The organism is Aurantibacillus circumpalustris, assembly GCF_029625215.1.
In the GTDB taxonomy this organism is placed as follows: Bacteria; Bacteroidota; Bacteroidia; order B-17B0; family Aurantibacillaceae; genus Aurantibacillus; species Aurantibacillus circumpalustris.
Genome location: NZ_CP121197.1, coordinates 1,519,139 through 1,542,768 on the forward strand (window position 1 = coordinate 1,519,139; position 23,630 = coordinate 1,542,768).

Sequence of the window (23,630 nt, forward strand, 5' to 3'; positions counted from 1 at the left end):
GAGTAAAAAATAGAATTATGAATAACCACGAAATTGATTACAAATTAGAAGGTGAAGAAATGCAATGTGTCGAGATTGAACTCGATCCGCAAGAAGCGGTGATTGCAGAACCTGGAAGTTTTATGATGATGACCGATGGCATTTCCATGCAAACATTATTTGGTGATGGAAACGAATCTGGTTTTATGAGTAAATTATTTTCTGCCGGAAAACGTTTGTTGACTGGCGAGAATTTATTCATGACTGTTTACACAAATAACTCAAATCAAAAACGTCAGGTTTCTTTTGCTGCTCCTTACGCAGGAAAAATCATTCCTATGGATTTATCAGGTTTGGGTGGAAAAATTATTTGTCAGAAAGATAGTTTCTTATGTGCAGCCAAAGGTGTTTCTGTTGGAATAGAATTTTCTAAAAAATTGGGAACGGGTTTATTTGGTGGTGAAGGTTTTATCATGCAAAAATTGGAAGGGGATGGAATGGCTTTTGTTCACAGTGGCGGTCACGTTGTTGAAAAAAATCTTCATGCTGGAGAAATATTAAAAGTGGATACAGGTTGTATTGTTGCTTTTACAAGCAATGTACATTACGATATTCAATTTATTGGTGGAGTAAAAAACACGTTGTTTGGTGGAGAAGGCATGTTTTATGCCACACTTCAAGGTCCGGGTATAGTTTGGATTCAGACACTTCCAATTAGCAGACTTGCAGGAAGAATTTTAGCGTACGGCACAGGTAGAAGAAAAGAAGAAGGAAGTATTCTCGGAGGATTAGGGAATATTTTAGATGGAGACGGTTTGTAATTACGGGTTGTGAGTTATTTATTTCGAGTTGGTTAAGGGAAAAAATTGTAGACTTTAATTGTTCTATAAAGATTATTAATTTTAAACTTGAAATAACAAACTCAAAATAAATATGGCAACAATTACAAAATTTGAAGATATTGAAATTTGGCAGTTGGCGAGAAAATTGAATAAGGAAATGTATCCTTTTTTGCAGTCCTTGATTGATACCAGGAATTACGAACTAAATAAACAAATGGAACGCGCTTCAGGCTCAATAATGGATAATGTTGCAGAAGGTTTTGAAAGGGATGGAACACGGGAATTTATTCAATTTCTAGCAATATCAAAAGGTTCGGCAGGAGAAATAAGATCTCAACTTTATCGAGCTCTGGATAGAAATTTAATAACCGAGGATCAGTTTAATAAATTTCAAATCGATTGTAAATTAATCGGAGATAAAATTGGAAAATTTATGAATTACCTAAATAATTCTAACATAAAGGGTAAAAAATTTACAACAACGACGCAAAAATAAAATAACTACAAGCGGGTTTAGCAACTCGAAATAAATAACTCGTAACACGAAATTTATATGGCAAAATCGAATTATACAGAAGATAATATACGCTCCTTAGACTGGAAGGAACATATCCGCACGCGTCCTGGTATGTATATTGGTAAGTTAGGTGATGGAAGTGCGTTCGACGATGGTATCTATGTTCTCTTAAAAGAGGTAATGGATAATTCCATTGACGAATTTATGATGGGCGAAGGAAATAGAATTGACATTGTTGTAAAAGAGGGTGTTGTTTCTATTCGTGACTTTGGTCGTGGTATTCCGTTGGGAAAAGTGGTTGAGGTTGTATCTAAAATGAACACAGGTGGTAAATACGATAGTGAAGCATTTAAAAAATCGATCGGTTTAAATGGTGTTGGAACAAAAGCCGTGAATGCACTTTCAATAAATTTTAAAGTAACTGCTTACCGCGATGGTCAAGCCAAAACCGCGGAGTTCAGCAAAGGCGAATTAGTTAAGGAACATAAATTGACAGCAGCGCCAGGTGAGAAGAATGGAACATACGTAGAGTTTCGTCCGGATGATAGCATTTTTAAGAAATACCATTTTGTTCATGAATACATTGATAGAATGGTTTGGAATTATGCATTTCTAAATACTGGTTTAACGCTAACACTAAACGGACAAGCGTATAAATCAGATAATGGTTTAAAAGATTTATTAGAGAAAAATATTACTGGTGAAACCTTATATCCAATCATTCATTTAAAAGGTGAAGATATTGAGTTGGCAATGACTCACAGTAATGAGCATTTCAGTGAAGAGTATTACAGTTATGTAAACGGTCAGTATACAACACAAGGTGGAACACATCTTGCCGCTTTCAGGGAAGCAGTTGTAAAAACGGTTCGCGAATTTTATAAAAAAGAATTTGAACATTCTGATGTACGCAAATCTATAGTAGCGGCTATTGCAATAAAAGTTCAGGAACCCGTTTTTGAATCGCAAACCAAAACAAAATTAGGATCGAGTGAAATCGCACCGGGTGGTCAAAGTATTCGCGGCTTTATAGGAGATTTTATAAAAGAACAATTAGATAATTATTTACACAAAAATCCTGAAATCGCTAAAGCGATTGAAGCTAAAATATTAGCGAATGAACGTGAACGTAAAGAATTATCGGGCATTCAAAAATTAGCACGTGAACGCGCGAAAAAATCTTCACTGCACAATAAAAAATTACGTGACTGTAGAACACACTTAGATGATATAAAAGACGTTCGCCGTTTAGAAACAACTTTGTTTATTTGTGAGGGTGATTCTGCCAGTGGTTCTATTACTAAAACCCGTGATGTAAACACACAAGCCGTATTTAGTTTAAAAGGTAAACCGCTGAATTGTTTTGGTCTTGGTAAAAAAGTAGTGTATGAAAACGAAGAATTTAATTTATTACAATCTGCTTTAAACATTGAAGATGGATTAGATGACCTTCGTTACAACAATGTAGTTATTGCTACAGATGCCGATGTGGATGGCATGCATATTCGTTTATTGTTGCTTACTTTTTTTCTTCAGTTTTTTCCTGATCTTGTAAAAAGCAATCATGTAAAAATTTTGCAAACACCTTTATTTCGTGTGCGTAACAAAAAAGAAACGGCGTATTGTTATAGTGACGAAGAGAGAAAGGCTGCCATTGCTAAACTTGGCCCGAAGCCTGAAATCACACGATTTAAGGGACTCGGAGAAATTTCACCAGACGAGTTTAAACATTTTATTGGAAAAGACATTCGTTTGGAACCTGTTCTGCTTGATCAAAAGGCAAGTATCAATGAATTACTAAATTATTACATGGGTAAAAATACACCAAGTAGGCAAGACTTTATTATTGATAATTTACGCGTAGAAAAGGATACTGAAAAAGATTTGGTGAGTTAATCTGTTAATGCGCTTTAACAATTAAAATCGATTTAGTAATTAAGAGTTTAGCTATTTTGTTAAGGCAAGTTAATTTGATAAAAAATAATACCTTTGGCACAATAGATGGATTAAGTAAACAAATTAAATTTATAATACTATGAAAGCAACAAATTTATTATTTATACCTGCATTAGCAGTTTTAACTCTATCGGGTTGTAAATCAAAGAAAGCAACCCCTGTTCAAAAAGAAACAGGTGCAGTTGAAATTACCGTGCCATTTAGCAGTAAAGAGTATCGCAGTGATGAAAACGCATTTAGAGCAAAACAAACTGGTAAGTCTCCAGATCTGGCAACTGCGAAAAAAATTGCTTTTCAAAATGCTAGGGCTGAAATGGCTTCAAATATTAATGCAACCGTTAAACGAGTAACCGACCAATATACCAATCAACGTACAGTTGGTAATACTCAGGAGTTCGAAAATAAGTTCGAAGAACTAGCACGCGAAGTTGTAAATATGGAAATGTCAAACGTAAAAGAAATTGGTGAAAAAATATTTAAAGAACCAGACGGTTCATTTAGCTATTGGATTGCTATTGAAGCAGACAAGAAAACCGTGTTTGACAAAATAGATTCTAAAATTTCAAGTGATGCAAAACTGAAACTAGATTACGACAAACAAAAGTTTCAACAAGTGTTTGATGCAGAAATGAAAAAATTAGCCGAGGAAGGCAGATAATTTTCTCTTAAAAGAGCATCTAGCATCTAGATGCTCTTTTTTTTTTAACCCATTCTAAAATTATATTGAACTGCAAAGTTTTTTATGATGGTACTCAAATTAATTAGAATCCAACAAGTATTAAATTTAAATCTCACATATTTATTTTAAGCTTTTTAGTTTTAGTTGCTTGCACTGGTTCGCGAAAATACTTTAAAGCAGCTCAAAAACTTGAAAAACAGGGACTCGTAAACGAGGCTGCGGGTTATTATTTAGAGTCCTTGCAGCGTAAACCATCGAACATAAAAGCAAAATTGAAATTAAAAGAGGTAGGGCAGAAGCACCTTTCAAATTTGGCTTCTGAGTTTTTTAGAAATTATAATACGCAGCAATTAGAAGCTTCATTAGAATCCTTCGAAAAATTAAAAGAATTTAATACGAAATCGGCAAAACTTGGAATTGAATTAGATTATCCTAAAACCTATGATGAGGATTACCAGAAATCAGTCGAAACGTATTGTTTAAAAAACTATAATCAAGTAGTCCTTCTGGTAAATCAGAAAAAATATCCTGAAGCGATGTCATATATTGCTAAGGTTCAGAAATACAATACGAGTTATAAAAACGTTAAACAATTAGAAATAGTTGCTTATTGTGAGCCGCTTTATCAAAGTGCCATAAATAATTTAGAAAGTAAAAATTATTCGGGAGCGTTGGGAATTTTATCGAGCATTGATCGTAAAACGGAAAACTACAAAGATTCTAGAGATCTCTTAGAATTGGCAAGCGCGCAGCAAACCAAATCGTTTATTTTGTTTGAACCTAAAAACTCAAACGATAAAACAGAAAATGAAATCCAACGCTATTTATTTGATAATTTTAGTGAAACTGCAGTGCAAAAATTAAGCACAATAAAAATAATTAATAACACACCTTTTCAAAATGCACCAAGCACTGTCGATTTGAACAATAATACAAACGTAGATCTGATACAAGCTATTCGTAAAGCAACTGCCGCTGATTATTTTTATGTATTCGATGTTTTAAATAAGTATGAGTACAATTCAGGCCTTAAGAAAACAAACTCAAAGGGTTTTGAAGAAATTCAAAGGAGAATTAATGACAGTACCGTGGTAACTGAATACAATGCATTTTACTATTATTTGGTAAAAGCGCAGCGCTCTTTTTCTTACGACTTTAAATACAAACTTATTAATGCTTACACAAATCAAATCGTTTCTTCAAAAACCCAGAACATGAAAAGTGCCGACGACATAGAGTACCAGGAATTTACAAAAAAATTTACTGGCAATATAAATAAGCTGTATCCATACAATCCACAACAAACAGTGGGCACTTTGCAATATAGCCCGCGGACATGGAGAAATCTTTTTAGCGCACGAACGACCTTAAAATCAGCCGAAGAATTAAAAAATGATGTCTATAATCAAAACATTAATTTATTTTTGAATACGGCCAACACAATGAAATAGACGTGAGAAATATTTTTTACATAGTTATTGCAGTTATTTTTCTCGCTTCGTGTAAAGCGAAACAAGTTGTACTTCCTGATCCGGTGGCTGAGCAAGTGAAGGCGCCTAATTGGGTAAGTAGCCGCCCAAATAATGGATTTAAATATATCGGAGTTGGTTTTTCTGAAAAAAGTAAAGGTGAGAATTATCAAATAGAAGCCAAGAAAAACGCACTCTATGATTTGGCTTCAGAAATCAAAGTAGATATTTCGAGTAATTCCGTTTTATACACCGTTCAAAACAATAATAAGTTTAACGAAAATTTTAACTCATTGATAAAACTGTCTAACAGCGATAACATTGAAGGATATTCGCTTGTAGATTCTTATGAAAATGATAAACAATATTGGGTGTATTACCAATTGGATAAAAAAGAGTATGCCGATCTTAAAGCGAGAAAAAAACAACTTGTAATTGATAAAGCATCTAATTTAATTGCTGCCAGTTTTTACGATGAAAAAAATAAAGACTTTTCTTCCTCGTTAAAAAAACGTATTCAGTCGTTTGGAGTTTTAACTCCTTATTTGAGCGAAGAAATTAATTTTGATCCCCAACAAACAAATGGCATTAAAAATGTTTTTGATTTAACCAATCTTATCCAAACACAGTTGCAATCTATTAATGTTGTACCGCAGATAAAATCCCCGGTTTTAAAACCTTATCAAGCAACATATAGTCCATTACTGTATAATTTGGAATTGAAATCAAAAACTCCTTTACAGAATTTTCCTTTGATGGTTGCAAGCGATGAAGGGGAAATAATGGTGAATGAAAGAACTTCCACAAATGGTAATGGTGAAGTGCAAATTAAAGTGAATTCGGTTGAACCCTTAAATCAAAACGTGGCTTTTTCTTTAAGCCCTGATATTAATACCTTAATGGCTAGTGACTCTGTAAGCAACGCTGGGATTAAATTGCTTAAACAATTCATTCAAACGCCTGCACTTAAAGTATCTGCCAACGTAACCAATATTACAATTCATGTTAATTCAATTGAAAATAACTTTGGAAAACAAACAGGTTTACATTCCGTTGAAACATATATTAAGCAGAAATTTAACGGACAAGAAATACGTTTGGTGGATATACCAGAAGAAGCTGATTACATCATAGAATCCATTGCTGAAACAAAAGAAGATATTAGTAGTGCTATTCTTAGTGCAAATTATAACATTAAACTAGCCGCATTAATTATTGATTTACAATTAAAAAATAGGATAACCAATGAGGTTCTTTTTAAAACTCAGGTAAACGATGTTTATGGTTACGCTAATAGCCTTGATAATGCAGGTCTAAACGCCTATTCCAATCCTAAAATCAATGCTAAGTTAGCAGAGTCGCTTTTCTTTTTGAAAAGGAAAATTTTGGTTTATTAGTTAGAACGCTTCTTTTAAGATTTATAACCAATTAATTCTCTTGTCGCGGCATTTTCTTTTTTATCAATTAACTCATCAAGATATTGGAACACAACTTCTATATTTTTTGTATTATTTTCTGTTTTATGACGGATTTCTTCAATAGCCAGGCGGAGTTCTGTATTGTCAGTTAGTGTCTGCCTGATTCTTGTAAAAATTCGCATAATTTGTATGTTTACAGCTATTGCTCTATCGCTATTTAACATTCCGGAAAGCATTGCCACGCCTTGTTCTGTGAACACTATGGGAAGTTTTCTTTTACCTCCCCAACTTGAAGTCACAATTTGTGACTTCAAGTTTGAAAATTCTATGGCTGTTAATTGAAACATAAAATCTTTAGGGAATCTTTTGGAATTTCGCTTCACTTGTTGGTTCAATTTTCTTGTATCAACTTGATATAATTCTGCTAGATTGTTATCAAGCATTACTTTTGCCCTCTGATATAATAAATCTTGTTCATAACCAATTCATCAGGAACACTTATTTCTTTTTGGGATTTCATACTACTAAAATTAGAGCAAAATAGTTTATCCCATTGCCACAAAATGTAGCATTGTATCTTCTTCGGGTTTGATAGAGTAACGTTATTTCAGAGTTCGAATGGCATAAATTGTGGGACTAAACTTTTGTAAGGCACAAGCCTAATTGGGAGGATTACAGTTGCTGGGGAATTAAAGATTTTATTTTTTAGAATAGTAGTTCTTTGGAGTATCCCAACAGCCTTTATAATGCAGGCTTAAACGCCTATTCCAATCCTAAAATCAATGCTAAGTTAGCAGAGTCGCTCTTTTTTTTGAAAAGAAAGATTTTGGTTTATTGATCTAGATTTTATTAACCTCTCTGCCCCCGAAATCAATATGTACCTCTTGCGTTAATCTTTTAGCCACTAATTACGCTAATTTACACAAAACAAAAATTAGTGCTTTTCGTGTAATTGATGGCATCTATTTGTCTAATAACCCGCAGTTAATTTGCGGTGTAATTTATTTCCTTTACAAAATCATGCAACTTTAACCCTTTTTAAGACCGTTTTGTGGATATTTCCCTTCAATTTTCGACTTAATACTCCGTTTACACCCTTAATTTTTGTTTTTCGAATCTTATATTTGCATTTTAAATTTTTAAACGGACTATGAGCGATATTTTTGAAGGAGCAGATCAGGAGAATCATAACGAGGTGGATAACATTACCCATGTAAGTGGCATGTTTAAAAACTGGTTCATTGATTATGCCTCTTATGTGATCCTTGAACGCGCTGTACCGGCTATGGAAGACGGACTAAAACCCGTTCAGCGCCGTATTTTACATAGTATGTGGGAACTAGAAGATGGTCGCTATAATAAAGTGGCTAATCTTATTGGGAACACCATGAAGTACCACCCGCACGGTGACGCCAGTATTGGCGATGCGCTTGTTGCTATTGGACAAAAAGATTTGTTAATTGATTGTCAGGGAAACTGGGGAAATATTTTAACAGGAGATAGTGCTGCGGCACCACGTTATATTGAGGCGCGTTTATCCAAATTTGGTCAGGAAGTCATCTTCAATCCTAAAACAACGAATTGGGGAATGAGTTACGATGGTAGGAATAAGGAACCTATCACGCTTCCTGTAAAATTCCCATTGGTGCTTGCTCAAGGCGTAGAAGGTATTGCTGTTGGTTTAGCAACAAAAATTTTACCACATAATTTTAATGAATTAATTGACGCGTCCATTCAAATATTACGCGGTAAAAAAGCAACCATTTATCCTGATTTTATTACAGGTGGAATTGCCGACTTTAGTGATTACAAAGATGGATTGCGTGGCGGGAAAATAAAAATTCGCGCACGTATAAAAGAGTTAAATTCTAAAACTTTAATTATTTCTGAAATTCCTTTTGGTACTACTACTGGATCACTTATTGATTCGATACTGGCCGCAAATGACAAAGGAAAAATAAAAATTAAAAAAGTTGAGGACAATACATCTGAAAACGTAGAAATACTTATTCATTTGCAACCTGGTATCTCAACTGATAAAACGATTGATGCTTTATACGCTTTCACCAACTGTGAAATGGGTATTTCTCCAAATGCTTGTATTATTGAAAGTGAGAAACCACGTTTTGTTGGCGTAAGCGAGATTCTAAAAATCTCTACACATCAAACCTTAGAATTATTAAAACGTGAGTTAGAGATTGAGCAAAAAGAGCTGGAAGAAAAATGGCACTTTGCTTCGTTGGAAAAAATATTTATTAAAGAAGAAATGTACATCGACTTTAAAAAATATTCTAACAAAGAAACATTATACGAGTATTTATACGATCGATTTAAGTCACATAAAAAGAAATTAATACGTGATATTGTTGATGAAGATCTTCAACGTTTAACGCAAATTCCAATGATTCGTATTACCCGTTTTGATAGTATTAAAGCGGAAGAACAGATGAAGGAGTTGGATGCAAAAATTGAAACGGTTAAGAATCATCTCGCAAACCTTACAGATTATGCAGTAGAGTATTTCAAAAATCTTAAAAAGAAATACGGAACGGGAAGAGAACGTAAAACAGAAACCAAACAATTGGAGACAATTATTGCTACTGAAGTAATAATGGCCAATGAAAAGCTTTACATGAACCGCGCAGAAGGTTTTATTGGAACAAGTTTGAAAAAGGATGAGTTTATTACGGACTGTTCTAACATTGACGATATCATTGCTTTTACCAAGGAAGGTAAAATGAAAGTGTTTAAAGTTGCAGACAAAGTTTTTGTTGGAAAAGATATTGTTCACGTCGCTATTTTTAAAAAAGGCGATGAGCGTACTACCTACAATATGATTTATCGCGACGGTCCTAAAGGAATTACCTTTATGAAGCGTTTTAATGTAACGGGTGTTACGAGAGATAAGGAATACGATTTAACCAAAGGAACTCCTGGATCGAATGTGTATTGGTTTACAATAAATCCGAATGGAGAAAGTGAAAAGGTAGTTGTTCATTTAAGAGCTGTTGCAGGGTTACGTAAGCTGGAAATTCCGGTTGATTTTGGTGAAATGGAAATTAAAGCCCGTGGTTCTGTTGGAAATATTGTAACCAAATACACCGTAAATAAGGTTAGCTTAAAAGAAAAAGGTGCTTCTACTTTAGAAGGAGAAGATTATTGGTTTGACGAAGGTACGCACCGTTTAAATAAAGATGAACGTGGAAGTTACGTTGGAAAATTTACGGGTGAAGAAAAAATACTCACAGTAACAAGCAAAGGATTTTATCGTTTGTACACTTATGATGTGTTGAATCATTTTGATGATGACATTATTATGATTGAGAAGTTTTACCCACATCAAATGCTAACCTGTGTCTATTACGATGGACAAAGCAAATCGTATTTCACGAAACGTTTTGAACCTGAATCTACAACAAACAAAACACTGATTATTACAGAGAACGAACAATCGAGAATTGAATTGATCACGGGACAAATAAATCCAGTGATCGAAGTTAAATTTGTGAAAGAAAAAGGGGCAGATATTCCAGATGAAACCATAAATATGGTTGAGTTTAGTCCGACTGTAAACATGAAGGCTAAAGGAAAAAAATTAAGTTCTTACAAAGTGAAGGAAATTAATTTGCGCGAACCTGAAGAAATTAAGTTAGCGCGTAAGTTCTTAGCAAAGCCTGATGATGAAAAAACGGGTTTGTCGCCAATGGAATTACATCGCCGGGCTATGGAGAAGCTCAATAAAGATAACGCCAAAGACTTTTTAGATGGTGACGGCCAGATAACATTCGAATTTTAAAAAACATATAAAAACGCCTCTAGATAGAGGCGTTTTTCATTTTTATGTATTGCGTGGATTCTAAATGTCCATTTGTTTTTGAATTAAAAAATTATACTTTTACATAAATTAAACCCCTCCCCATGAAATTTCATTTAGTTATTTTAAGCATTGTTTGCTTGACAATTGGTTCATGCAAAAAAAAAGAAGACAGAACGTGCACCTGTGCTATTAATACAAGTGGTAACAGAACTACCCACAGTCAAAGTGCTGGTGTTTCTTTTACATTAAATTTAGGAATTCCAATCCCAATACCACCAGTTGAAATTACCCCTGCAAAGGATACTACTGTTGTAACTCCATTTACGTATTCGGATACTCAAAAAACAATCTATCAGCAGTTAACTGAAAGTGAGATTGAAAAGGTGTGTCCAACTTCTCAAGAAGAGACATATAGTAATGGTTATACAACAGTTGTTCCAGGGAGTTCAACTGTTACTGTTTCTGAATCTGGAACAAAAAAATCCACTTGTCAAATAGAGTAATCGTTTTATAAAAAGGAAGTTGCAGTTAAGTAAAGCAGACTCGCTAAATATTAATAGCTCTAAAACTTCTTCTTTATGTTAAAAGGTTTAGTTGGAGGAATTATTGCCGTGAGTATGTTTTTTACTTTAAAAGGGTCGTTAATTAGCTTTAACGCTTCATTAAGATTTTCGTCTTTTTTAAGTGAAAATTCTACACGTCCTTTTTGGAAATAATAGCGGGATACGATTTCTTCTTCTAAATATTTTTTTATGGTTGCTTTATGTTGAACTAGATCGTCTTTTTTATTTGTAGCTATTTTATTCATCAAAGCATCAAACTCAGTTTTAATACCAGATAATTTTTGTTCCTCTTCAGTATTCTTTTTTATTTCTTCCAACTCAAGTTCACTTTTGGTTTTATAAGAATAATCCTTGCCTTTTAAATAAGTTAAGAACTCTTGATATTCAGCTTCTGTCAGCTCAAAATCTTTAACTGACGCAATTTCCTTATGATTTAGCGAATAAACAGTTGCGTAATTAAAAATGTGAAATTTGGAAACTAAAGCCATTAAAATATTTTCGAACTTTTCTTCTTTACCTTTAACATCTGGCATTACACCTGCTCCGTCGTATACAACACGTCCGCCTTTAGTTTTAAAAGCGGTAATTAAGCTGTCGGGTACTTTTTCAACACGCCCGTCTTCATCTTTATGACTGTAATCTAAAGCCTGCACACAGCGCCCGCTCGGAATATAATATTTAGCAACCGTAAATTTTATTTTCGCATTATACACTAAATCTTTTGTTTGTTGCACCAGCCCTTTTCCATAAGTACGTTGTCCGACAATAACTGCTCTATCTAAATCCTGCAAGGCGCCACTAACAATTTCGGAAGCCGAGGCTGAACTTTCATCCACCAAGACAACGAGCGGTATTTGTAAATCAAGAGGAGGGTTAACCGACTGATAACTTTTGTCCCATTCTGTAATTTTTCCTTTTGTAAATACGACTTCAAAACCTTTTTCGGTAAAGAAGTTTACAATGTTCACAGCCTCAATTAAGAGCCCACCTAAGTTACCCCGAAGGTCAAGGATCAGATTCTTACAACCCTTTGTCTTCAGTGCAGTAAGAGCCTCTTTAACTTCACCACTGCAATTTTCTGTAAATGAAACCAACTTTATATAGCCTGTTTCGTTATTAGGCAACATTCCTGAATAAGGCACTGCTTTAGTTTTTATTTCTTCGCGATTGAGACTTACTTCTGTTGCAGAGCTTTGTCCCGCTTTGATAACTTTTAATTTCAAAGGTGTTCCAGCTTGCCCTTTTAAAAGACTGCCTATATCATCACTTTTTTTACCTTCAACATTTATATTGTTTATGCCCACAATTTGATCACCAGCTCTTAATCCTGCTTTATAAGCAGCAAATCCTTCATAAGGATCAGCTATAATAATTTTCCCATCAATATCATTCACTGTTGCTCCAATGCCTCCGTATTCGCCGGTAGTCATAAATCGATAATCTTCAATGTCATTTTCAGTGTAATAAACGGTATAGGGATCAAGTGAATTCAGCATTGCATCTATGCCAGTTTTCATTAGTTGTCCGGGTTTTGTACCATCCACGTAACCCACATTCAGTTCTTTATACACTGAATAAAAAATATCGAGGTTTTTACTTATTTCAAAGTAGTCGGGGGTATAAGCTGCACCGAAAAAAATGGCAATTAGGAGGCAAAAGGCTACCAAAGCCTTTTTAAGTTTACTTGTAAAAATCATCTTTTTAATCAATTTTGGTCGCTAAAACGTTAAAATTAAGCATAATAAGGGCAGTTTTGACTAAAAAGGAAGATTTACACATTTTTATGGAAATTTTTATGGAAAAGTTAATGAAAATTATTAGCTTTGCCCCCCGAATTAATCCCGTAAGATTATGACATTTATTTTTTAGTCAGTATTTAGAGTCGTATACTGATATTCCAATCAAAAGACTCAAATCTGATTAAAGATCAATTTTCATTTTCTTGAAAAAAATTATAAAGAAGGTATGAAGTTATCGATGTTTAAATTTAATCTGCCAAAAGAACTCTTGGCAGAGCATCCCGCAAAGAACCGTGAAGATGCACGTATGATGGTTGTTGAGCGTGCGACTGGGAAGATAAGCCATAAGAAATTTAAGGACGTTATCAATTATTTTGATGATGGGGATGTGTTAATGTTGAACGATACAAAGGTGTTTCCGGCACGTATGTATGGTAACAAAGAAAAAACAGGAGCCAAAATTGAAGTGTTTTTATTGCGAGAGTTGAACGCAGAGAGCCGCTTGTGGGACGTATTAGTAGATCCTGCCCGTAAAATCCGTATTGGGAATAAGTTATATTTTGGACCAGACGATAGTTTGGTTGCGGAGGTAATTGACAATACAACTTCACGTGGACGTACATTGAGATTTTTGTATGATGGAAGTTACGAAGAGTTCAGAAAGATTCTCTATGATCTTGGCGAAACACCATTGCCTAAATACATTAAGCGTGCCGCAGAACCTGAAGATACAGAACGTTACCAAACAGTTTTTGCTAAAAACGAAGGTGCAGTTGCTGCTCCAACAGCAGGACTACACTTTAGCCGTGAACTTTTAAAGCGCTTAGAAATTAAGGGCGTTCAGTTTGCTCCTTTAACATTACATATTGGTTTGGGAACATTCAGAACAGTTGAGGTAGAAGATCTTACTAAACATAAAACAGAAAGTGAAGAAGTTTTAATTTCCAGCGATACTTGTAAAATTGTAAATGCAGCAAAGGATAAAAAGAAACGTGTTTGTGCAGTTGGTACAACTGTAATGCGTGCCATTGAAACCTCTGTTTCTACTACAGGCCATTTAAATCCTTATGTGGGTTGGACAAATAAATTTATTTTTCCTCCATACGACTTTAGCATTGCTAATTGCATGATTACCAATTTTCACATGCCGGAAAGTACCTTGTTAATGATGGTAAGTGCATTTGGCGGATACGATTTAATTACAAAAGCTTACAAAGAAGCTATTAAAGAAAAATACCGTTTCTATTCTTATGGAGATGTGATGCTGATTATTTAATTAGTTATAAATTCATTAAAAGATCCTTTCTCACTATTGAGAAGGGATTTTTTTATGTCTGAGATTAATGCTCAACAAATAATTTACGGTACACCATTTTGTTTTTGTAAACAATGGCAACAAAATAAAAACCATTAACATAATCACGCATATCAACGAGAGAATGATCTGTTCCTTCCTCAGAATAGATTAGCGCACCTTGCGTATCAAATAGCTTTAATTCAAAACTCCCTTTTGCCCAGACGTTTAAATAGCCTGAATTTAAAGGGTTTGGAGAGATGGAAACAAAAAACTCTTGTGCGTTTCCATTTGTGGGAATGCCTGTTGATTCTTTTAACCAGTTAGTTTCTGCGGTTTTACAAAGTGTTGGTGCCCATGTATTAATATGCCCCTTAGGCGGCGAATTATAAAAAGAGGGTGGTTCACCACTGCTTTGCCCTGTCTCGCAATCAGAAATAACCCAACTGGTTTTAAAATAGAAATAATTGTAGTTAAAATTACCGCTACTTTTAATTTTTAGTTCGTTCACATACCAATGCCCATGATTAAGAACTTTCGCTCCGCATAAAACAGTCATTAAATAATCACCGCATAAAGTACCACCATCTTCTATGATTAAAACAGTGGGCGCTTTCAGCGTTAGGTTCTCACTAAAAGTAATGTAATGCCTTATTACTATGGTATCAGGGTTTTCTGGAACTGCGTTATTATTCCACGACAAAGCATTTCGCCAATCATCATCGCTTATGGAAATAACTTTTGAAGCAAAGAGATTACTTGTAATAGCAAAGACAATTAAAAACGAAAGAATTTTTTTCAGTTTCATGTTAAGAAATTATAGTTTAATAATCCAACAAAAAATAACCGAGTTTTTTTGGGAACAAAAGAAAAGGTAACAGGGTTATTTAATATCCAAGTTACAAATAATAAAGTAAGATAAAAGGCGGTAAACGACTTTTTAACAAATCTAATGAACCAATATTAAGGTTTGGGTATTTCGTCTAGGGAATAATATACTGGGAGTCCTTTTGAGAGAATGAGATCGCGTTCTTTATTGGCGCCAGGACTTTCAGCAATTAAAAATAAAGCGTCGCAAGCATTTATTACAGCTAACGAAATGTCCATAATGCCAGAGTAATTAACGGGTAAGTCTGATTTGGCAATTACAGGAAGTGTCGCATTTACCCCAATAAGCGGAACGTGCCCAGCCTTAAGTAATAATGCCGCAGTTTTGTTAAGAGCATCAAGATTTTTTTGTCTTTGTTCTGCTGTCGGAGCAGAGTAAGGACCAGCGATTCCAATAATCATGTTATTTTATGAAAGTTTGAAAAAAATAAAAGCTCTTCTTCATCATCAGGCATTTTTATAATGCCTTCAGATTTGAAGTCAAGTTTTTGAAGTAGGTTTATGGAAGCTATATTATCTTGATTGGTAATTGCGACCAACTTTTTAATTCCGAGTTTATTTTTTGCATAACTAATAACAGCTTTACTTGCCTCTAAGGCATAAGCTTTTCCAATATATTCTGGTAAAAATGCGAACCCCAAATCAACATCGTCGAAATGATCGCGTTTAATTAAACTGCTCATTCCAATGGGAGTATTTGTTTCTTTGAGTTCTACTAAATAGGGACCAAAACCAAATTTCTTAAAATGGAGTATAAATGAGTTCATAATATAAAGTCTGGCATCTTCTAAGGTTTTAATATTTCTGTCCCCAATATATTTGAGCCAACCTTCGGTGTTAAGTAACTTAAAAATAAATCCTGCATCTTCCTCTGTAAATTGGCGAAGCCGTATACGTTCAGTTTCGAGTATCGTGTTCATGTTTACATACTATTTGTACACCAAATATACAAGAGTTTCTTAACTTTGAGACAAGTGCTAACATTTGATATAAAACAATTTGAGCAGTTTTTTAAAGAAAGAACTTTAAAGAAAGGCTTGCGTCTTTTCGAAAAAGGAGATTTAGAATTTATTGAAAGGTTACCTGTTTTTGAATTTCATTTTATAGTAAAGTCTGAAAATCTTTATATAAAAAAGAAAGGGGATAAGGTTTTAAGTTACAATTGCTCTTGTTCTGAAGCCAAGTACTGTGAGCATTTGGCAGCTGCACTATTTTATTTTCAACAGGAAACATTGGGAATTAAAGTCAGAAATAAAACTGAAAAAAGTAAAACGAAGGAAAGCAATCAGAAACAATTAATTAACTATAACTATATAAGAAAGGTTGAATCGGAGAAACTCGAGGCTTTTATTCGGGAAAATAAAAATCAACTTTCAGTGACACAAATAGCAACTTTTTTAACTGACAAGAAAACAATTGGATTTTCAGATGTTTATTCTTTTAGGTTCACAAAACAACTGCGACCTTATTTTTCCAAAAAAAAAATAGATCAAAAAACAAGCGACAAGTTGCATGCTGAAATAGTTAAACTACAAAATCAATTTGAAAAGGAAATAAAAAAGAAAGAAAGCTTCTTCTATTTGTATCTTGCGCAAATAAAGGCTCTTATGCCCCTTTTTAATTTAAGATTTTTAGGAGACGAAAAGTTTCTTTTTGAATTATATTCTGACACGCTTAATAAGTTGGATATAATTTATAAAAAAGGGTTAACATCTGAACAAAAAAAAGATTGGTTTAAAACTACTTTAGCTTCAGTTGAATCAAATAAGGAACTTGAAAGCGAAGCTTTTCTGTTTTTGATTCCTCGTTATGTTACAATGACTAAAAGTGAGTCGAATTTGCATTTACTGAATAGTCAATTGAAAAAACGTGTTTTTAAAACCCCTTACTCTCATTCTTTTGATAAACTTCTAATCGCACGTTTTGAGGTAGCATTGGTAGAATGGAAGTTGTTTAAGATCGCATTTCCATTGCACTATGAGGGAGGCATGGTTGAATTACTTATCGCAAAAGCGGAACTTTTATTTTGTAAAAACAATCCAATTAAGGCACTCGCACTCTTGGAGTCCGACTATGAAAATGTAAGAACCATAAACAAAGGTTATTACAACGACTATTTGAACTACATGCTTGAAAATGCTCAGAAATATGATCTTAAGGGCATAGAAGTAAAGTATTTGCGTGAAGCTTTTATACACCGTTTGTTTATTTTAGAAAAGGAGCTTGATCGATATTTGGAATTAATTCCCAAGAATGAACGAGCGGAAAAACTGGAAAAGTTAATTGAAGAAATAAAAAGTAGGTCTAAAGGCTATCATTTCGATAAGGTTTCTATTTTATTATTCCGAGCAAATAAATTAGATGAACTTGTGCGAGAACTATCAAAACAAAACAATAAGTTTAATCTTATCCATGAAATAGCACTCAAAAAGGAATCGAATCATAGCGCAAGTTTTTTGACTATTTATATGAAGCACCTTGCAGAGACCCTTAGACAAGATTCTATTTACGCATACCAGGTAAAAGTATTTAACGAAGCAAAAAAGTTTCTTGATACGCTTCCGAAAGATCAAGTAATTGAATTGATAAAAAAATTATTGGATCAAGTCGGAAAAACGGGGCATCTCTATCGCTACATAAATGAAATGTATGAGTACCCATTTCTTAAAGAACATGAAAACTTTTAACCGCGCTTAGACAGCAGAGGTTGTTTTTTGCGATGCTGTCTAAGTGCGGTTAATCCCGATTTAGTGTTTACATGGATTTCGTTCAAAAAAGGAATAAACGAAATCCAACAAACACTTATATCGTAGACAATTGATTTTCCCAATTGTCTATTCAGGATTAATCCTCAAGCATAAAAATTGCTTCGCCAAATTCATTGATTGCTTTGTTGTTTTTTTGTTCTTTGGCTTTTTCAAGACCAATAGTGTAAAATCCCAAAGCTTCTTCAATTCTTTTAAGGGAGCCAAGAAGTTGTCCCAGTTGATAATAAGCGGCAATGTAATTTTTATCTAAATGAAGAACTTGCTTAAACTGTTTTTCAGCATCACTCATTTTAGCAGGATCATTCAGGTATTCTAAGCCTAAGGCATAATTAAGAAAAAGATCATCCGGTTCTTTTTCTAGCATACTAATTAAACTGTCAATGCGTCCGGAATTTTTCACAAAAATTTAGGCTGATGTAAATTGTTTTAGAAAGCGTACATCGTTTTCAAAAAACAAACGCAGATCTTTAATCTCGTATTTCAACATAGCGATGCGTTCAATTCCCATCCCAAATGCAAAACCTTTAAATTTATTTTCATCGATTTTGCAATTAATAAGCACTTGTGGATCTACCATACCGCAACCTAATATTTCTACCCAGCCAGTGTATTTACACACATTACAACCTTTGCCTTTGCAGATGGTACAACTAATATCCATTTCAGCACTGGGTTCTGTGAATGGGAAATAACTCGGACGTAATCTAATTTTAGTATCATTACCAAACATCTCTTTGGCGAAATATAAAAGTGTTTGCTTTAAATCGGCGAAAGAGACTTTTTCATCAATGTATAAACCTTCAACTTGGTGAAATTGACAATGGGCACGCGCGCTAATTGCTTCGTTGCGGTAAACGCGTCCTGGTGAAATGGTGCGAATAGGAGGCTTTTGATATTCCATAATATGCACTTGCACACTAGAAGTTTGCGTGCGCAAAACCATTTCTGGATTTACGTTTACATAAAAAGTATCCTGCATGTCACGTGCTGGATGATTTTCAGGCGTATTTAACGCGGAGAAATTATGCCAATCGTCTTCAATTTCTTTTCCATCACTTACGGTAAAACCAATGCGTGAAAAAATATCTATGATTTGTTTTTTAACCAAAGTAAGCGGATGACGACTTCCGTTTTGTAACGTAGGAAAGCCTGGTAAACTCAAATCCGCTGCGTTTGCAGTTGCACCTTCTGCGGATTCAAATTTTTCTTTGAGGTGATTAATTTTATCCTGCGCTTTTATTTTTAGTTCATTGAGTTTTTGACCCAATTCTTTTTTTATATCTGAAGGAGCACTTTTAAAATCTTCGAATAAAGCACTCACCTCACCTTTTTTACTCAACCATTTAATACGGTATTCTTCTACTTGTTCTTTTGTTTGAACAGCAAGTGTTTCCACCTCTTGCATTAAATTGTTTATTTTCTCGTTCATTCCCATAATAAGGAGTCAAAAATACGAAATTTGAGTGATTTTTTTAAGTAAATAACGGTGAGGTTGTATCCCCAGTATAACCTTTAATGGAACGAAAATGAGTGAAAATAATAAGAAAAAGATCTAAATTCGCTCCAACAAAACCACATTTTCAACATGTGCGGTTTGCGGAAACATATCTACAGCCTGACTTTTAATAATTTTATAGTGCTCCTGCATCAATGCTAAATCTCTGGCTTGCGTGCTAGGATTGCAACTTACATAAACTACTTTTTTTGGTAAGGCTTTTAGAATAACATTTACCACGTCCACATCCATGCCTGCTCTTGGTGGATCAGAAATAATGACATCGGGTTTTCCATGTGTTTGAACGAAATCTTCATTCAATACATCTTTCATATTTCCTGCAAAAAACAAGGTATTATGGATGTTATTGGATTTAGAATTTTCAACCGCATCTTTAATGGCATCTTCCACATATTCTATCCCAATAACTTTTTTTGCATTTCTAGCTACAAAATTTGCAATAGTGCCTGTACCAGTGTAAAGATCATATACAAGCTCAGAGCCTGTTAATTCTGCAAAGTCGCGCGTGATTTTATAAAGATTATAAGCTTGTTCTGAATTGGTTTGATAAAATGATTTAGCACTGATTTTAAATTTCAAACCTTCCATTTCTTCGAGAATATGATCTCGACCGTAATAGGTTTTAATATCCAGTCCAAAGAAGGTATCGTTTCCTTTGTCGTTGTGGGTGTATTGTAAACAGGTAATTTGTGGAAACTCCGTCTTCATAAAATCGAGTAGAGCAAAGAGTTCTTTTTCCAACCATTCAAATACCGATACAACTACCATGATTTCGCCCGTACTGGTTGTACGAATCATAAGGGTTCTAAGCAACCCTGATTTATTGCGAATGTCGAAAAAAGTGAGTTTATGTTTGTGAGCGTAATCTCTAACTTTATTTCGAATACTGTTGCTAGGTTCTTCTTGAAGGTAACACTTATCAATGGCTAATATTTTGTCAAACATTCCTGGAATATGAAATCCAAGAGCATTTTTGTTTTCGATGATTTCTTCAGAATCCATCTGCTCTTTTGTTAACCATTTTTTGTTTGAAAAGGAAAACTCAAGTTTGTTGCGGTAAAAATATTCCTTTTCATTTCCTAAAATTGGTAAAAGGGCTGGAAAATCAAGTTTACCTATGCGGGTAAACGCGTCAAACACATATTTTTGTTTAAACTGCAATTGAGTGGCGTAAGAAAGATTTTGCCATTTGCATCCACCACAGGTACCAAAATGCTCACAAATAGGCTTAACGCGGTGTTCCGAAAGTTTAATCATTTGGTGAACCTTGCCCTCAGCAAAGCTGTTTTTTTTGCGATGCACCATCACATCTACAACATCTCCGGGTACTGCCCCTTCAATAAAAACAACCAACCCATCGTTTTTGGCAATGGCTTTTCCTTCAGTGCTGATGTCCACCACTTCAAGGTTCTCTATAACAAAATTCTTTTTAATTTTCGACATAAATTAGCCCGTAAAAGTAGTGAAAAATTAACGGCAAATCCCCCTTCAAGCCTCTTAAATTGTAAATAACTCTAATTATTATTAGTTAGTCCAAAAGACTCACCAATTCAACTAAAACGGTTATGCCGATATAATAAAATAGTTGCACCGTTAATTAGACTTCCTATTTTATATAATCGGTATAATACCTAACTTTGCGCAATGGCCAGATTTTTTTTAACGCTTTCTTATAATGGTTCTGAGTTTAATGGCTGGCAAATCCAGGAAAACGCGGCAAGTACCGTGGAGCAAGCTTTGGAGGAGAAATTATCGATGCTTTTAAGGGAAAAAATTGATTTGGTTGGCTGCGGCAGAACAGATGCTGGAGTTCATGCAAAGAACTATGTAGCACATTTCGATAGTCATTGCCCCGATTTAATAGAAAATAAAAACCATTGGATCTATAAGTTTAATACTATTCTTCCGCCTACTATTGCCATTCAAAACATTCAAAAAGTAAAAGACACGTCTCATGCCAGATTTGAAGCGACCCAACGCGTATATTATTACTATTTGAATCAACATAAAAATCCGTTTAGAGATAATTTTAGTTGGTATGTTTATGGCGACTTGGATTTTGATTTAATGAACAAAGCAGCGGCAACGCTTTTAGACTATGAAGATTTTACGAGTTTTAGTAAAGTGAACACACAAAACAAAACAAATAATTGTAAAATTACTAAAGCTGTTTGGCAAAAAAATGGTGAACACGAATGGCGATTTACAATAAGTGCCGACCGCTTTTTACGGGGCATGGTGCGCGCTATTGTAGGCACCTTAGTAATGGTAGGAAAAAACAAAATTAGCATCAGCGATTTTAAAAAAATAATTGAAGCAAAAAACAGACAAGTGGCAGGAAACAATGCTCCAGCTAATGCTTTGTTTTTAGTAGGAATCAACTATCCGAAAGAAATTTTTAGTGAGTAAAGAAGATAAAAATAAAAAATTGAATCTTGGCTTGATAAAAAGAATTATCGGTTACACAGCAAAGTATAAAACTTTATTTTTTGCTGCAATCGGTATGACTTTATTACTCTCATCTTTGGCAATTGTAAGACCCTTATTGATAAGCACCGCACTCGATGATTTTGTTATTAAAGAAAAAAGTATTGAAAAACTAAATTATATCTGCCTTTTAATTCTAGGATTTTTAATTCTGGAGTCTCTCCTTCAAGTAATAAATATTCGTATCACCAATTTACTGGGTCAAAATGTAGTACGTGATTTGCGTAATCAAGTTTATTCACATATTCTTCGTTTAAAGAATACATATTTTGATAACACACCGGTGGGAACACTTGTTACAAGAGCTGTTTCTGATATTGAAAGCATGAACGACGTATTCTCTCAAGGCTTTATTGTTATTGCCGGTGATATCGTTATGCTAACAATTTTTATTTCGGCCATGTTTATTAAGAACTGGATTCTCGCTTTTTTAGCACTTAGCACCATTCCACTTTTATTCATTGCAACTGCTTTGTTTAAACGCGGTGTTAAAAAATCATTTACACAAGTTAGAAATGCAGTGTCTGCTTTAAATACATTTACACAAGAGCATATTACTGGGATGCGCTTAGTTCAATTGTTTAATCGTGAAGAAAAAGAGCTTTTAAAATTTAAAGTCATAAATCAGCAACACCGAACGGCAAACATTAAATCTATTTTTTATTATTCTATTTTTTTTCCAGCAGTCGAAATTCTTTCTTCATTTTCAATCGCACTTATTATTTGGTTTGTGGGCGTAAAGGGTGGAATGTATGCTGTAAATCTTGGTGACATTACGTTTTTTGTGATGATGGTAAATATGTTGTTTCGTCCAATACGCATGTTGGCAGATCGTTTGAATACTTTACAAATGGGAATTGTATCTGCAGAACGCGTTTTTAAAGTGTTGGATACCGATGAAAAAATTGATAATTCGGGCAGTATAGGTTTTAAAAATGTACAAAATTGTATCGAATTTAAAAATATTTGGTTTGCGTATAAAAACGATCATTTTGTTTTAAAAGATGTGTCATTTAAAATTGATGCGGGACAAACGATTGCTTTAGTAGGATCAACCGGTGCCGGTAAATCAACAATCATTAATTTACTGAGTAGATTTTACGAATATTCAAAAGGTCAAATTTTAATTGATGGTGTTGAAATAAGAGATCTAGATTTAGAATCCTTGCGTAAAAACACTGGCGTTGTGTTACAGGATGTTTATTTGTTTAACGATTCTATTCTAAATAACATAACCTTAAATAATCCGGATATAAAATTTGAGGATGTTGTTCACGCAACAAAGGAGATAGGTTTGTACGATTACATTCTTTCACTTCCTCAAGGATTTAATTATCAGGTTCAGGAACGTGGTCAGAGTCTATCAGCTGGACAAAGACAACTCATTGCGTTTATTCGTGCATATGTTTATCAACCTGCAATTTTTATTTTAGATGAAGCCACTGCCACTATCGATACACAAACAGAAATTCTAATTCAACGAGCGGTAGAAAAAATATCGGCTGGAAGAACGTCAATTATTATCGCGCACCGTCTATCTACAATAAAACATGTAAATAAAGTGCTCGTGTTTGATAAAGGAGAAATAATTGAAAACGGGTCGATACCTGAATTATTAAAAACTGAAAGTCGGTTTAAGAAATTGTACGAATTACAAAACAAAGAAGAAATTATAAGCTCCTAAAGGAGGTTTATGAG

At 34.1% G+C, this 23,630-nt stretch carries 20 protein-coding genes; 12 read left to right on the forward strand and 8 right to left on the reverse strand.

Annotated elements, in window-relative coordinates:
* Positions 1 to 17: 17 nt before the first annotated feature.
* The 6 genes from P2086_RS06370 (at position 18) to P2086_RS06395 (ending at position 6,839) form a co-directional block, all read left to right on the forward strand.
* Positions 18 to 800, forward strand: a complete 783-nt coding sequence (locus P2086_RS06370) for a TIGR00266 family protein (protein ID WP_317899609.1) — start codon at positions 18 to 20, stop codon at positions 798 to 800.
* A 112-nt stretch (positions 801 to 912) separates the two neighbouring features.
* Entirely contained in the window at positions 913 to 1,317 is a 405-nt protein-coding gene (locus P2086_RS06375; RefSeq protein ID WP_317899610.1) for a four helix bundle protein, read from the forward strand.
* Between the two features lie 57 nt (positions 1,318 to 1,374).
* On the forward strand, positions 1,375 to 3,234 hold the full coding sequence (locus P2086_RS06380) for a DNA topoisomerase IV subunit B (protein ID WP_317899611.1): 1,860 nt from the start codon (positions 1,375 to 1,377) through the stop codon (positions 3,232 to 3,234).
* Between the two features lie 139 nt (positions 3,235 to 3,373).
* Positions 3,374 to 3,952, forward strand: a complete 579-nt coding sequence (locus P2086_RS06385) for a hypothetical protein (protein ID WP_317899612.1) — start codon at positions 3,374 to 3,376, stop codon at positions 3,950 to 3,952.
* 260 nt (positions 3,953 to 4,212) lie between these two features.
* The gene (locus P2086_RS06390; protein ID WP_317899613.1) at positions 4,213 to 5,424 is read left to right on the forward strand and encodes a hypothetical protein; all 1,212 of its coding nucleotides are present in this window, start codon (positions 4,213 to 4,215) and stop codon (positions 5,422 to 5,424) included.
* Between the two features lie 2 nt (positions 5,425 to 5,426).
* Positions 5,427 to 6,839 carry an LPP20 family lipoprotein gene (locus tag P2086_RS06395; RefSeq protein WP_317899614.1) on the forward strand — a complete coding sequence of 471 codons (1,413 nt, stop codon included), beginning with the start codon at positions 5,427 to 5,429 and terminating at the stop codon, positions 6,837 to 6,839.
* Positions 6,840 to 6,853: 14 nt separating this feature from the next.
* Here P2086_RS06395 and P2086_RS06400 read toward each other — a convergent pair whose 3' ends face one another.
* Entirely contained in the window at positions 6,854 to 7,303 is a 450-nt protein-coding gene (locus P2086_RS06400; RefSeq protein WP_317899615.1) for an ORF6N domain-containing protein, read from the reverse strand.
* Between the two features lie 707 nt (positions 7,304 to 8,010).
* On the opposite strand from P2086_RS06400, the gene P2086_RS06405 reads away from it, so the two are divergent.
* Both P2086_RS06405 and P2086_RS06410 read left to right on the forward strand, forming a co-directional pair.
* Positions 8,011 to 10,656 carry a DNA gyrase/topoisomerase IV subunit A gene (locus tag P2086_RS06405; protein WP_317899616.1) on the forward strand — a complete coding sequence of 882 codons (2,646 nt, stop codon included), beginning with the start codon at positions 8,011 to 8,013 and terminating at the stop codon, positions 10,654 to 10,656.
* A gap of 122 nt (positions 10,657 to 10,778) precedes the next feature.
* The gene (locus P2086_RS06410; RefSeq protein WP_317899617.1) at positions 10,779 to 11,180 is read left to right on the forward strand and encodes a hypothetical protein; all 402 of its coding nucleotides are present in this window, start codon (positions 10,779 to 10,781) and stop codon (positions 11,178 to 11,180) included.
* Positions 11,181 to 11,239: 59 nt separating this feature from the next.
* Here P2086_RS06410 and P2086_RS06415 read toward each other — a convergent pair whose 3' ends face one another.
* Entirely contained in the window at positions 11,240 to 12,937 is a 1,698-nt protein-coding gene (locus P2086_RS06415) for a S41 family peptidase (RefSeq protein WP_317899618.1), read from the reverse strand.
* Positions 12,938 to 13,205: 268 nt separating this feature from the next.
* Between P2086_RS06415 and queA the strand changes: the two genes are divergently transcribed.
* Positions 13,206 to 14,255, forward strand: coding sequence for a tRNA preQ1(34) S-adenosylmethionine ribosyltransferase-isomerase QueA (gene queA, locus P2086_RS06420; protein WP_317899619.1), 1,050 nt, complete (start codon positions 13,206 to 13,208; stop codon positions 14,253 to 14,255).
* 64 nt (positions 14,256 to 14,319) lie between these two features.
* Here the strand turns inward: queA and P2086_RS06425 are convergent, their stop codons facing one another.
* From P2086_RS06425 to P2086_RS06435, 3 genes are all read right to left on the reverse strand, one after another.
* Positions 14,320 to 15,081, reverse strand: a complete 762-nt coding sequence (locus P2086_RS06425) for a T9SS type A sorting domain-containing protein (protein WP_317899620.1) — start codon at positions 15,079 to 15,081, stop codon at positions 14,320 to 14,322.
* 155 nt (positions 15,082 to 15,236) lie between these two features.
* A complete protein-coding gene (locus P2086_RS06430; protein ID WP_317899621.1) occupies positions 15,237 to 15,563 on the reverse strand; it encodes a DUF4406 domain-containing protein in 327 nt (108 codons plus the stop codon).
* Complete coding sequence (locus P2086_RS06435) at positions 15,560 to 16,081, reverse strand: GNAT family N-acetyltransferase (protein WP_317899622.1); 522 nt, start codon at positions 16,079 to 16,081, stop codon at positions 15,560 to 15,562. The genes P2086_RS06430 and P2086_RS06435 overlap by 4 nt, the downstream gene beginning before the upstream one ends.
* A gap of 54 nt (positions 16,082 to 16,135) precedes the next feature.
* Between P2086_RS06435 and P2086_RS06440 the strand changes: the two genes are divergently transcribed.
* Positions 16,136 to 17,848 (forward strand): SWIM zinc finger family protein, encoded by a 1,713-nt coding sequence (locus P2086_RS06440; RefSeq protein WP_317899623.1) that lies wholly within the window; start codon positions 16,136 to 16,138, stop codon positions 17,846 to 17,848.
* A gap of 157 nt (positions 17,849 to 18,005) precedes the next feature.
* Here the strand turns inward: P2086_RS06440 and P2086_RS06445 are convergent, their stop codons facing one another.
* From P2086_RS06445 to rlmD, 3 genes are all read right to left on the reverse strand, one after another.
* Complete coding sequence (locus tag P2086_RS06445; RefSeq protein ID WP_317899624.1) at positions 18,006 to 18,329, reverse strand: hypothetical protein; 324 nt, start codon at positions 18,327 to 18,329, stop codon at positions 18,006 to 18,008.
* Positions 18,330 to 18,335: 6 nt separating this feature from the next.
* A complete protein-coding gene (pheS, locus tag P2086_RS06450) occupies positions 18,336 to 19,358 on the reverse strand; it encodes a phenylalanine--tRNA ligase subunit alpha (protein WP_317899625.1) in 1,023 nt (340 codons plus the stop codon).
* Between the two features lie 123 nt (positions 19,359 to 19,481).
* Positions 19,482 to 20,888: a 23S rRNA (uracil(1939)-C(5))-methyltransferase RlmD gene (gene rlmD, locus P2086_RS06455; protein WP_317899626.1), complete on the reverse strand. Its 1,407-nt coding sequence runs from the start codon at positions 20,886 to 20,888 to the stop codon at positions 19,482 to 19,484.
* Between the two features lie 201 nt (positions 20,889 to 21,089).
* On the opposite strand from rlmD, the gene truA reads away from it, so the two are divergent.
* Positions 21,090 to 21,854 carry a tRNA pseudouridine(38-40) synthase TruA gene (gene truA / locus P2086_RS06460; RefSeq protein ID WP_317899627.1) on the forward strand — a complete coding sequence of 255 codons (765 nt, stop codon included), beginning with the start codon at positions 21,090 to 21,092 and terminating at the stop codon, positions 21,852 to 21,854.
* Complete coding sequence (locus P2086_RS06465) at positions 21,847 to 23,616, forward strand: ABC transporter ATP-binding protein (protein WP_317899628.1); 1,770 nt, start codon at positions 21,847 to 21,849, stop codon at positions 23,614 to 23,616. The genes truA and P2086_RS06465 overlap by 8 nt, the downstream gene beginning before the upstream one ends.
* Positions 23,617 to 23,630 lie beyond the last annotated feature (14 nt).